This window comes from Castellaniella sp., from assembly GCF_049671645.1.
In the GTDB taxonomy this organism is placed as follows: domain Bacteria; phylum Pseudomonadota; class Gammaproteobacteria; order Burkholderiales; family Burkholderiaceae_B; genus Castellaniella.
Map to the genome: position 1 here is coordinate 14416 of NZ_JBATVG010000019.1, position 11954 is coordinate 26369.

13 protein-coding genes are annotated in these 11954 nt (G+C 63.7%); 6 read left to right on the plus strand and 7 right to left on the minus strand.

What is annotated here, in order from left to right; translation table 11 throughout:
* Nucleotides 1-145 precede the first annotated feature (145 nt).
* Both WBG56_RS08605 and WBG56_RS08610 read left to right on the plus strand, forming a co-directional pair.
* Nucleotides 146-1357: a CaiB/BaiF CoA transferase family protein gene (locus WBG56_RS08605; protein WP_424267279.1), complete on the plus strand. Its 1212-nt coding sequence runs from the start codon at nt 146-148 to the stop codon at nt 1355-1357.
* 28 nt (nt 1358-1385) lie between these two features.
* Nucleotides 1386-2525: an acyl-CoA dehydrogenase family protein gene (locus WBG56_RS08610; protein ID WP_424267281.1), complete on the plus strand. Its 1140-nt coding sequence runs from the start codon at nt 1386-1388 to the stop codon at nt 2523-2525.
* 28 nt (nt 2526-2553) lie between these two features.
* On the opposite strand, the gene WBG56_RS08615 is transcribed toward WBG56_RS08610, so the two are convergent.
* The 7 genes from WBG56_RS08615 to WBG56_RS08645 form a co-directional block, all read right to left on the minus strand.
* The gene (locus WBG56_RS08615; RefSeq protein ID WP_424267283.1) at nt 2554-3123 is read right to left on the minus strand and encodes a TIGR02444 family protein; all 570 of its coding nucleotides are present in this window, start codon (nt 3121-3123) and stop codon (nt 2554-2556) included.
* A 25-nt stretch (nt 3124-3148) separates the two neighbouring features.
* Entirely contained in the window at nt 3149-3943 is a 795-nt protein-coding gene (locus tag WBG56_RS08620) for an IclR family transcriptional regulator (protein ID WP_424267285.1), read from the minus strand.
* Complete coding sequence (locus WBG56_RS08625) at nt 3933-4685, minus strand: ABC transporter permease (RefSeq protein ID WP_424267287.1); 753 nt, start codon at nt 4683-4685, stop codon at nt 3933-3935. The genes WBG56_RS08620 and WBG56_RS08625 overlap by 11 nt, the downstream gene beginning before the upstream one ends.
* A 12-nt stretch (nt 4686-4697) precedes the next feature.
* The gene (locus tag WBG56_RS08630; protein WP_424267289.1) at nt 4698-5456 is read right to left on the minus strand and encodes an ABC transporter ATP-binding protein; all 759 of its coding nucleotides are present in this window, start codon (nt 5454-5456) and stop codon (nt 4698-4700) included.
* Between the two features lie 9 nt (nt 5457-5465).
* Nucleotides 5466-6473 carry an ABC transporter substrate-binding protein gene (locus WBG56_RS08635; protein ID WP_424267291.1) on the minus strand — a complete coding sequence of 336 codons (1008 nt, stop codon included), beginning with the start codon at nt 6471-6473 and terminating at the stop codon, nt 5466-5468.
* Nucleotides 6474-6527: 54 nt separating this feature from the next.
* Complete coding sequence (locus WBG56_RS08640) at nt 6528-7856, minus strand: UbiD family decarboxylase (protein WP_424267840.1); 1329 nt, start codon at nt 7854-7856, stop codon at nt 6528-6530.
* A gap of 68 nt (nt 7857-7924) precedes the next feature.
* A complete protein-coding gene (locus WBG56_RS08645) occupies nt 7925-8503 on the minus strand; it encodes a UbiX family flavin prenyltransferase (protein WP_424267293.1) in 579 nt (192 codons plus the stop codon).
* Nucleotides 8504-8880: 377 nt separating this feature from the next.
* Between WBG56_RS08645 and WBG56_RS08650 the strand changes: the two genes are divergently transcribed.
* The 4 genes from WBG56_RS08650 (at nt 8881) to WBG56_RS08665 (ending at nt 11947) form a co-directional block, all read left to right on the plus strand.
* Nucleotides 8881-9711, plus strand: a complete 831-nt coding sequence (locus WBG56_RS08650; protein WP_424267295.1) for a transporter substrate-binding domain-containing protein — start codon at nt 8881-8883, stop codon at nt 9709-9711.
* Nucleotides 9712-9800: 89 nt separating this feature from the next.
* The gene (locus WBG56_RS08655) at nt 9801-10451 is read left to right on the plus strand and encodes an amino acid ABC transporter permease (RefSeq protein ID WP_424267297.1); all 651 of its coding nucleotides are present in this window, start codon (nt 9801-9803) and stop codon (nt 10449-10451) included.
* Entirely contained in the window at nt 10448-11113 is a 666-nt protein-coding gene (locus WBG56_RS08660) for an amino acid ABC transporter permease (RefSeq protein ID WP_424267842.1), read from the plus strand. The genes WBG56_RS08655 and WBG56_RS08660 overlap by 4 nt, the downstream gene beginning before the upstream one ends.
* A 15-nt stretch (nt 11114-11128) precedes the next feature.
* The gene (locus tag WBG56_RS08665) at nt 11129-11947 is read left to right on the plus strand and encodes an amino acid ABC transporter ATP-binding protein (RefSeq protein WP_424267299.1); all 819 of its coding nucleotides are present in this window, start codon (nt 11129-11131) and stop codon (nt 11945-11947) included.
* Nucleotides 11948-11954 lie beyond the last annotated feature (7 nt).

An 11954-nucleotide genomic window follows, 5' to 3' on the forward strand; every position in this document is an offset into this window, starting at 1 on the left:
CTATTCAATCAATTCATTTTTAATGTTTTAAATTATACAAAGACGCTCTTACCATAGCTCCGAAGCCAAGCGACAGAGATCGCCGCCCGATGACCGCCGCCCGGCGGCCCGGACATGCGGCGCATCATCACGACGGAGACACGACATGGCGCAACACACCGATTCCGGCGCAGGCCCCCTGGCCGGCCTGCGCGTGCTGGATTTCACGCGGGTGCTGTCCGGCCCGTTCTGCACCGCGCTGCTGGGCGACCTGGGCGCGCACATCATCAAAGTGGAACCCCCCCAGGGCGACGACTACCGCGCGATCGGCCCGATGCGCGACGGGCACAGCGCCTTGTTCAGCGTCGTCAACCGCAACAAGCAAAGCCTAGTGCTGGACTTGAAGCAGCCCGACGCAGTGGCGCTGGTGCACCGGCTGGCGGCGGAAGTCGACATCGTGGTCGAGAACTTCCGGCCCGGGGTGGCGGACAAGCTGGGCATCGGCTATAGCCAGTTGAGCGCGCTGAACCCCAGACTGGTCTACACCAGCATTTCCGGCTTCGGGCAAAACGGCCCCGCCGCGCGCCGCCCCGCCTACGACATCGTCATCCAGGCCATGAGCGGCATCATGGAATCCACAGGCTTCCCGGATGGCCCGCCGACGCTGGTCGGGGAAGCCATCACCGACGTGCTCAGCGGCCTGTTCGCGTCCTGGGGCACCCTGGCGGCGCTGATCGGCCGGGATCGCAGCGGCCGCGGCACCCATGTGGACGCGGCCATGTTCGATGCCACGCTGTCGTTCACCGTCACCGCCGTCGCCCGCCACCTGTTCACCGGCCTGGATGCCCGGCGGGTGGGCAACCGGCACCCGCTGTCGGCCCCCTTTGGCGCCTACCAGGCCAGGGACGGCCACTTCGTCCTGGCGATCCTGAACAACAAACTGTTTGCGCAATTCGCCCAGGTCATCGGCCGCGAGGATCTGGCGCAAGATCCCCGTTTCGCCAGCGACGAACAGCGCTCGCTGCACGAGCCGCTGCTGCGCGAGGCCATCGAATCCTGGGCCGCTGCGCTGACCGTGGCCGACGTGGTCGGGCGATTCGAGGCGGGCGCCATCCCCGCCGCGCCGATCTGGACGGTGCGCCAGGCGCTGGACAGCGATCAGGCGCGGCACCGCAAGCTGCTGCAGGATATGGACGATCCACGCCTGCCGGGCCTGCGGCTGCCCCATCAGCCCATCCAATTTTCCGCCTGGAACACCCGGCCGACACGTCCGGCCCCGGACCTGGGCGCCGATACCGACACGATCCTGCACAGCCTGCTGGGCCTGAGCCTGGACAAGATCGCCGCGCTGCGCGATCTGGGCGTCTTCGGACACTGAATCCATCTTGAACACACAGGAGACCACGATGAATCCGCGTTTGGGCGTCAGTGAAGACGATCTGGAGATCGCCGCCGCCATTGGCCGCTATGCGGCCGCCGAACTCGCCCCCCGGGCCGCCGAGCTGGACGAGCAGGCCCGATCGGCCACCTGCCACGTACCGGGGCTGTCGGCCCTGGGCGTCATGGGCATGAATCTGCCGGAACGCTGGGACGGCCCCGGCGTCAGCCCCACCGCGCTGGTGCTGGCGCTGGCCGAGATATCCCGCCACTGCGCCGCGACCTCGTCCATGATCGGCGCCCATTATCTGGCCACCGACTCGATCCTGATCGGAGCGGACGACACCGTGCGCGCGCAGTATCTGCCCCGGGCCGCCCGGGGAGAGATCCTGGGAGCCTTCGCGCTGACCGAACCCCGCGCCGGGTCCAACCCCGCGGACATGAGCACCCGGGCGCAACGCGACGGCGACCAGTACCACCTGAGCGGGGTCAAGCACTTCATCTCGAACGCCGGCGAGGCCGACTTCATCGTGGTCTACGCCAAGACCGACCCGCAAGCGGGCAGCCGGGGCATCAGCGCTTTCGTCGTCGATAAAGACACCCCCGGCCTGCAGATTTCCCAACCCGAGAAGCTGATGGGCATCCGCGGCGGCCATGCCTTCGAGGTGGCGCTGGACTGCCGGGTGCCGGCAAGCCGGCGCCTGGGCGAGGAAGGCAGCGGCTTTCGCACCGCCATGAAGGTGCTGGACAACAGCCGCCTGGACGTGGCCGCCACCAGCCTGGGCATTTCGGAAGCGGCGCTGGCGGCCGCCGTGTCCTGGGCGCAGGAACGCCTGATCGGCGGCCGGCCGCTGGCCGACAAACAGGGCATTCAATGGATGCTGGCCGATATGAAACTGCGCCTGGAAGCGGCCTGGGCGCTGACGCTGCAAGCCACCCACAAGCGCGGACTGGGGGAACGGTTTTCCATGGAGTCCGCCATGGCAAAGCTCTATGCCTCGGAGGCCGTCGGCTTCATCACCGACTGCGCCCTGCAGATCCACGGCGGCTACGGCTACACCCGCGACATGCCGCTGGAACGCTACGTGCGCGATGCCAGGATCCTGCGCATCTACGAGGGGTCTTCGGAAATCCAGCGCACCATCATCGCGCGCACGTTGCTGGGATAGGACTGCCGGAGCAGCCCTGGCAGGCCCGCTATCCGCCGCGCGGATCGGTCAGGCATGCGTCGCGGAAACCGGCGCATGCGCGGGCTACGACGCACGCCCAGCCCCGCAGTTCAGCCTCGGCGTCGCATGCCGGCGCCCGGGCCAGGTAAAGCTCGACCACCCGATCCGCCGTGTCCAGGCAATCCTCGACGCGCGCGATCCGCTGCCCGATGGCGGGCGCCAGGGCGTCGATCCAGGCGGCCAGCGCCTGCTGCTCGATCCGCTCGGCCCGCAGTTCGGCCGCCTTGACCTCGTTGCGCAGCGCATCGGTATGCGGATCGGGCGCAGGCGGCGGCCCGGACTTGAGACGACTGCGAACCGCGCGCAAAGGCGCGACCACATCCCGGCGCCATGCCTGCACGCGCGCGTCAGCCTGCTCGATCTCGTCGCGAAGGATAGGTCGCCGATGCCACCTTGCCGCCAGCAGCGACATCAGAAGCACGTTGACGTCCAGGCCAACCTCCGCCTGCAGCGCCAGGCAGCTCCGCGCCACACCCTCGTCCCGATAGACGGCCAGGGAAAATCGCCAGTACAGATCCTCGTCCAGTACGGATTCCAAGCCTCTCGCCCTCCGCCAGCGATCGCTACATCGCGCTGAGTTGCTTGCTCAGGAACTCGGCCATCGTCGTGAGCGGTTTCTGCAGAAACAGGATTTTTTCCTCGGTGAATCGGTACATCGGCACAGTGATGCCGACTGCGCCGATGAGTCGGTCGCCCTTGCCCCTGACCGCCGACGCTACTGCGCCGACATCGGGGTAGAACTCGCCCCGATTGACCGCAAAATTCAGCGTCCGCACGGTCCGCAGCTCGGCTCGAATGGCGTCGATGTCGGTCAGCGTCGCCTCGGTGTACTTGACCAGCGGCGCAGCCACGACCCGCTCCATGACCTTGTCCGGCGCAAATGCCAGCAACACCTTGCCGGTGGCGGTGCACCAGGCCGGCTTGGTCAAGCCCAGCGGCGCGTAATGCGAGACCGGATGCGAGCCGCGCACGTGCTCGATCGACACTGCGGCCTCGCCATCCCAGATATTGAAACTGCAGGTCTCCTGGGTCGTCGCAGCCAGCTCCTGCAGGCCGTTGCGCACCAGCTCGGACAAGCCGAAATTTTCCATCACCGGCGCGGCCAACGCGACCAGGCCGCCCCCCAGCCTGATCATGCCGCTGGCAGGATCGCGCTCGACGAATTGCGCTTCCTCGAGCGTGGCCACGATCCGCGAGACGGAGCTCTTGTGCAGGCCGACCCGACGCGCCAGTTCGGTGACGCTCAGCAGCGGCTCGGCGCCGGAGAAGCAGCCCAGCACCATGAGGGCCTTCTTGACGGCGCCGACCCCGCCGGGCGGGTCGGCGCGCTCTACTGGTTTTTCTGTACTATCGGACACGTCGCGAAGGCTGCCATTTCAGAAAGATGTTTTCAAAGATGCCGATGGCCGAGATTCCCAGCGTCGTGAACAGGGTGATGGACAGGAGCGCTGCGAATACCAGGGGAATGTCCATATTGAACTGCCCCGTCAGCACCAGGTATCCGATTCCCATGTTACCCCCGATGAACTCGCCGACGATGGATCCGACCAGCGCCAGGGGGAAAGCCACCTTCAGGGCATCGGCAATATAAGGCAAAGCGTGCATCAGGCGCACCTTGATGAAGATCCTGAGCGCGTTGCCCCCGGCAAGCATCGAGAGATCGATGATGTCGCTTTCTATTTCGCCCAGGCCGGTCAGCGAATTCACGAAAATCGGGAACAAGGCCAGCATGAACGCCAGCAATATCTTCGATTCCGCGCCAAGCCCGAACCAGACGACGAGCAGTGGCGCGATCGCGATCTTCGGGATGCTGTTGAAGGCAGCCAGAAACGGCAGGACGATGGACTTGAGGCTCTCGACGTAGACGACGAGCAGGGCGAGCACGATGCCCACCACAGTACCCAGCGCCAGGCCGGCCACCGTCGTCCCTGCGGTGACGGCCAGGTGATAGACCTGGAGATCGAAGGTCCCCAGGAATCGCTGCCATATCGTCGTCGGCAGGGGCAATATGTAGTCGGGGACGCCTGTGAGCGGCACGCCGAACTGCCAAAGCAGGATGAGGATCACCACCGCCAACGAGGTCTTGGATGCATTTAACATTTCTGGGTTCTCCTAGCCTTCCCACTGAGTGCCGATGCTTTCCCGGACATAGGCGGACAGTTCAAGAAACCGCGGTGTCCGGAGCGTCTCCGGCGTTCTGGGGCGAGGCAGGTCGACCTCGACGATGTCCTGGATGCGCCCCGGTCTGGCCGTCATGACAATGATCGTGTCCGACAGCAGCACCGCTTCGGTAATGCTGTGCGTGACGAAAACCACGGTATTCTTGCTGGCGCTCCATATTCCCTGCAGCTCGAAACCCAGGCGCTCGCGAGTCATGACGTCCAGCGCCCCGAACGGCTCGTCCATCAGGATCAGCGAAGGATTCAGCAGCAGCGCCCGGCAAATCGACGCGCGCTGCTGCATCCCGCCCGACAACTGGTGCGGATAGCTGTTCTCGAAGCCCTTGAGGCCGGCCAGCTCGATCAGCGCCAGCGCGCGGGCCCGGTGCTCCCTGGGGTTTTTGCCGCCGATCTCGGCGACGAACAGGATGTTCTCCAGCACGGTGCGCCATTGAAGCAGCACCGGCCCCTGGAACACCATGCTCACATCCGATATCGGCCCATTGACCGTTTTGCCGCCCACCGCGATCCGGCCGCTGGTCGCCGACACCAGCCCCGAGATGATGCGCAGCAGGGTCGATTTTCCGCAACCGCTGGGCCCGACGATGGAGACAAAAGAATTTGCCTTGATCTCGCAGGAGACCCCGTCGATCGCAGTGACGTTCGCGCCGAATTTCTTGCTGACATTCGCGACTGTGACTGTTGTAGACATCGGCGCGACCTATGGTTTGCCCACGACGTGCTGGAACACGTCGCCCGGCCCGATGCCGTCGGTATTGAGCTTCAGCGCTTCGCCGATGATGCTGATGGTGTTCGCCAGGCGGTCATCGGTCGCCGCGCCATAGCCGTTCTTCTTCGTATAGTCGGTGTCGATGGCCTTCACCGACTGCCCCCACTGGCTGAGCACGGTGTCATAGTCCAGGGTGGTGTTGTGCTTGACCATGATGCGCGCCGTCTCCTCGGGATGCTCGATCGAGTACCGTACGGCCTTGCGGGTCGCATCGGCGAACCGGCTCACCTCGGCGGGATCGTCCTTGAGCTTGGCCCGGCTGGCGATCATCCAGTATCCGTAGACGTCATAACCCCAGTCGGCGAACGAGGAGAAGTAGACGCTCTTGCCGCGCGGCGCGGCCAGCTTCTGCAGGGCCGGCACGTCGCCGTCGATCGACGCGGTGAAAAGATCGACGCGTCCGCTCAGGAGCAGGGACGAATACACGCCCGAATCGGCAGTCTGCCAGTCGACGGGCATGTCGGCCAGGTTGTTCCTGCCAAGAATGATGGGAAATATCACGCGGGCGCTGTCGGCCTGAGACGCAGCGACTTTCTTGCCCCTGATCGAAGCGGGGTCGGGATAGGGCTCGAGCGAAGCGAAGCCCATGGTCGTCTTGTCCATGAAGACGAAAAAGCCCTTCACCTTGGCGCCCTTGGCCACGGCCTGGACCACCGGCCCCGCATCGGCCATGCCGTAGTCCGCCTTGCCGCTTTCGATGGCGGAGATGACGAAGCCGCTGCCCGCCGCCGGCAGGATCTTGATATCGAAACCGGCGTCGCGATAGAAGCCCTTTTCAAGCCCCACGAAAAAGGGGGAATGCCTTCCGTGGAAGGTGTAGTTGGTCAGAACCGTGATTTCCTTGAGCTTGGCGTCCTGTGCGGCGGCGGGCGCCGACAGGGCGCCAAAGCCCAGGGTCGCGGAAACCAGTAAAGCAGATAGGAATTGCAGTTTTTTCATGTCGTCCTCGGCCCAATCGATTGGTGCTCGTTGATGGAATGTATTGCTGCTCGTTCAAGATCGTGAAAAGTACTCCCCAAGATTGACCCGGTCGGCGCCGGGCACCTTCTTGCGCTCGAATTCGGCCCTGCGATGAAACGGCACGGTCGCATCGATACCCATCCGTCCCCAGTGATCCTTTTCCTCATCCCGGTAGAAGGAGGGGGTCTCGGGGATGATCATGACGTCCTTGTCGGGGCGCGAGCGCGTCAGCGTCGCCCAGGTGACGTCATCCATGTCGTAGATGTCCACATCCTCGTCGACCACGGTGCACATCTTCGCCCAGGTCGGCTCGGCGCCGAACACCGCGAGAAGGACCTGACGGGCATGGCCCTCGTATTGCTGCCGGATCTTGACCACGGTGTGAAGCACGAACGGGTGGCACGTCACATCGACGATCCCGGGCAGCACAGCGCTGATCCGTTGGTAGATGTTCGCGGCAACGGAAAGCTCCAGCGTCAGGACCTCTTCGGAAGAACCGCAGAGAATGCTGTGGAAGATCGCGTCGCTGCGGCGCGTGACCCCCAGGACCTCGAAGACCGCATTATTGCCTTCGGGCGTGTAATAGCCCATGAATTCTCCGAATGGGCCCTCGGGACGGCGGATGTTGGGCAGAAAACGGCCCTCGATGACGATCTCGGTGCTTGCCGGAACCATCAGATCGATATGCTTGCAGGGACGCATCTCGATCGACTCGCCCGACAACTGCGCCGCCACCAGAAGCTCGTCCGAATCGTAAGGAAGGGGCGCCGCGGCCGTCAGGAAGCTGGCGGGCGGCGGACCGATCAGCATGGCGGCCTCGAGCGGCTGGCCCGCCTTTTCGGCCTTTTCGTGATAGATCGTCAAGTGGTGCTTCGGCGCAAGACGGCAACGCAATTCCTGGTCGCTGACGTACATCGAACGGTGAAACGATAAGTTCCTCACACCGGTCTCGGGGTCCTTGGCCAGGAACATGGCGGATGTGAAGTACGGCCCGACATCCTTTTCGGAATAGGTGATCAGCGGCAGGTCGCTGAGCTTGCAGTCGACCAGGGCGGGTGTCTCGTCCGGTTTCGACGGAATGAGTTCGCTTTCCCTCGTGCTGGCGATATTGGCGAGTTCGTTCCATTCCTTGCAGAAATTCTCGGGGCTGATCCCCAGGATATCGGCGAGGCGCTGGCGCGACCCGTAGATGTTCGTCAGCACCGGCAGCGTCGTGCCTTTGACCTTGTGGAACAGGATCGGCTTGCCCCACGCTTTGTGGGCCGCCGAAGTGACCGCCGCCAGTTCATGCCGCGGGTCGACCTCCCGGTGCACCTCCATCAATTCATTCTTGTCGCGAAGACGATTCATATAACTGCGCATGACGATCCTATGTGTTTGCAAGCTGAATTGACACGCGGACGGCTCGGCGTCCGCCCCTTTTACCCGGTTTACCGGCCGCCGCCCCAACGCTTGACGAGTCCGGCGTCGATATCGAACAGATCCAGCGCCCGGCCTACGGTGTGGTCGACCATGTCCTCGATCGTCCCGGGCCGCGCATAGAACGCGGGCACGGGCGGCATCACGATGGCCCCGGCCTCGGTCACCTGCGTCAGACTGCGCAGGTGGCCCAGGTGAAGCGGCGTCTCGCGCACCAGCAGCACCAGGCGGCGACGCTCTTTCAGGACGACGTCGGCGGCGCGCGTCAAGAGATTCGACGTCACGCCCGTGGCGATTTCCGACAGGCTGCGGATCGAGCAGGGCGCCACGACCATCCCTGCCGTCTTGAACGATCCGCTTGAGATGGACGCGCCGATGTCCTCGATCGGATGGACATGGTCGGCCAGACTTTCTATGTCGGCGACTTTGAGCGCAAGTTCGTGCGCAAGCGTGACTTTGGCCGAACGCGTCATGACCAGATGAGTCTCTACCGCGCATTCGCGCAGCGCACGCAACATGCGCACCCCCAGCACGATGCCCGACGCGCCGCTAATGCCGACGATCAACCTGCGTGTGCCTGTGCCGCTCATGGGAAGGTCTCCGTTGACTGGTTCTGGTCCAGTTCAGTTGTTGCGTATTACGCAACTAAGTTTCTTATAATGCAACTGCGGCAAGTCTACGGGCTGCCTCGAAATCTTGTCAAGAAGAAATTCGGACGGCGCATGCATTTCAAGATGCCGCGCCGCGACGTCGTTCGAAGCAGTGCGGCGTAGCCGTCGCCAGCCTGGGATTTACCCTTAATCAAGCGATCATGCGGGCGCGCGCGCCACTCTGGAATTGACAGTTCATTGTCAATGTATATACTTTTCCAAAGGGCCGGAACGAGCCAGGATGCGGTGCAGATCCACTATGATTTCCCGCATCGGGGGCACCTCCGCGATGTCCCGCCAACCAAGGAGACAACACCATGCGCATCACCCCGACGTTCAAATGGCTGCTGGCCAGCAGTTGCCTGGCCGCCGCATCGTTCACGCTGCCCGCCCAGGCCGACCAACTGGCCGATGTGCACAAAGCCGGCGAACTGGTCATCGGCACTGAAATGCAGTTCGCGCCGTTCGACTTCCTGAAAGACGGCAAGCAGGAAGGCTTCAACAAGGAATTCTTCGCTGAAGTCGGCAAAGCCCTGGGCGTGAAGATCCGCTTCATCGATCTGCCCTGGGCCAGCGTGCTGCCGGGCCTGGACGCGAAGAAATTCGACATGGTGGGCGGCCCGCTGAACGTCACCAAGGCGCGCAAGGAACGCTACCACTTCACCCTGCCCATCGCCGACGGCACGGTCGCGTTCCTGAAGAGCGCCAAGAACAAGGACTTCACCAAACCCGAACAGGTGGCGGGCAAGATCATCGGCAGCCAGCGCGGCTCGTCGCAGTTGGCGCAGACCAAGGCCTATGCCGAAACCCTGAAGCCGGTGCCCGAAATCCGTGAATACGTGGACTTCAACCAGGCCTACGCGGACCTGGCCAATGGCCGCATCATGGCAGTCGGTCATTCGATCACCAATATCGCCGTGGCTGCGAAGGAACGCCCCGACACGTTCGCGGTGGTCCAGCCCAGCATCGGGAAGAAAGTCTATTTCGCCTTCATGGGCCATAAGGGCGCCGACAGCGATTCGCTGATCGCCGCTGTCGATAAGGTCATCCTGGACATGCACAAGGACGGCCGCCTGAAGGCGCTGCAGATGAAATGGTTCGGCATGGAAATGCCGGTGCCTACCGAAGACTTCGTCCCGAACGTCTGACCGCTCTGCCCGGCGGGTTCGCGCATGAACCCGCCTGCCGCCCGCCCACGACGGCGGGGCCACGCCCAGTCTTTTCCCGAAGCGCGACCATGTTCGATGCCAGCACCTTCACGCAAGCCCTGCCCCTGATCCTGAAGGCCTCGCAGATGACGATCTTCGTCTCTGTGATCGGGCTGATGCTGGGCTTCGTCATTGCCATCCTGGTCGTCACCGCCTGCCTGTCGCCATCGGCATGGGTCAGGCGCTGCGGCAATTTCTACACCTTTCTGTTTCGCGGGGTGCCGCTGCTGGTGCAGCTGATGCTGGCCTATTATTTCCTGCCCACCCTGGGCATCAACGTATCGCCGCTGACGGCGGCCATCGCCGCCATTTCATTGTGCGAGGGCGCCTACCTGGGCGAAATCCTGCGCGGCGGTTTCCTGGGCATCCCGCGCGGCCAGATCGAGGCCGCGCAGATGGTGGGGCTGTCGTCCACGCACACGCTGATCCGCATCGAGATCCCGCAGGCGCTGAAACTGACCACCCCATCGCTGATCAATGAAATGATCCTGCTGATCAAGGCGTCCGCCCTGATTTCGGTGGTGGGGGTCGCGGAAATCACCCGCACCGCGCAAAACGTCGCGGCCAGCACGTTCCGGCCGCTGGAGGCCTACCTGATCGCCGGCCTGGCCTACATGCTGATCAACGGGGTGCTGTCGGTGCTGGGTCACTACGCGGAACAACGCTTCGGGAGAGCCTGATGTCGGTGGACTTTTCCCTGATTTCGCAATATGGCAGCCAGATCCTGGACGGATTCGGCATCACGATCATCAGCTGGATCGGCGCCGTGGCCCTGGGCATGGCGGTGGGTTTCGTCATCGCCGTTCTGCAATTGTTCACGGGCCGCTGGATCCGGGCGGTGCTGCGGGTCTACATCGAAGTCTTGCGCACCACGCCATTCCTGGTGCAACTGTTCATCCTGTATTACGGCGGGCCGAATTTCGGCGTATCGCTGTCGGCGATGGATGCGGGCGTCGTGTCGCTGGCGCTATACGGCAGCGCCTATTTCGCCGAGATCTTCCGCTCGGGCTTTCTGTCGGTGCCCCAGGGCCAGCTCGAAGCCGCCGACTGCCTGGGCCTGTCGCGCCTCAACACCATCTGGCGCGTGCAGCTGCCGCAGATGCTGGTGATCATCACCCCGGCCCTGATCAACATGATCATCATCCTCAGCAAGGAAACGTCCGTGCTGTCGATCATCACGGTGCCCGAACTGACGGCCGTGCTGACGCAGATCGGATCGGAACAATTCATCTACGTCGAAACCACCCTGGTGCTGTGCGTGTGCTACCTGATCCTGGTCGCCATCACCCAGAAACTGGGGGGCTGGGCCGAACTGAAGGCCAGCCGTTACCTGCAGCGCTGATTGACGGAATCCCGCATGACGACACCCCACACGAATCCCCCGGCCGGCAGCGACCTGCTGATCGAGACCCGCGACATCACCAAACACTATGGCGACAACCAGGTGCTCAATGGCATTTCCCTGGGGGTGCGCAAATCCGAAGTCATCTGCATCATCGGGCCGTCGGGGTCCGGCAAGAGCACGCTGCTGCGCTCGCTGGCCTTTCTGGAACAGTACGATTCCGGCGACGTCCTGATCGAAGGCCGGCTGCTGGGCTATGTGGACCAGGATTCGGGCCGGCGCAAGGCGACGTCCGCCGAGATCAAGGATGTGCGCCGCCACGTGGGCATGGTGTTCCAGCACTTCAACCTGTGGCCGCACATGACGGCCCTGGGCAATGTGGCCGAGGCCCTGATCCGCGTGAAGAAGCTGCCGCGCAGCCAGGCGCGCGACAAGGCCCGCGCCATGCTGACCAAGGTCGGCCTGGCGGACAAGGCCGACAGCTATCCGATCCGGCTGTCCGGAGGCCAGCAGCAGCGCGTGGCCATTGCCCGCGCCCTGGCGATGGAACCGCACATCATGCTGTTCGACGAGCCGACGTCCGCCCTGGACCCCGAACTGGTGGGCGAAGTGCTGCAGGTGATGAAAGACCTGGCGCGCGACGGCATGACCATGGTGGTCGTGACCCACGAAATGGGGTTTGCCGCCCAGGTGGCCGACCGGGTGCTGTTCATCGACCAGGGCAAGATCGCCGCCAGCGGGCCGCCCAAGGAACTGTTCCGCCACGTGCAGCACGAACGGCTGAAGCAATTCCTGCAGAATTACCTGGACCGCAATGCGTTCTGGGAACAATAGGCCGTCA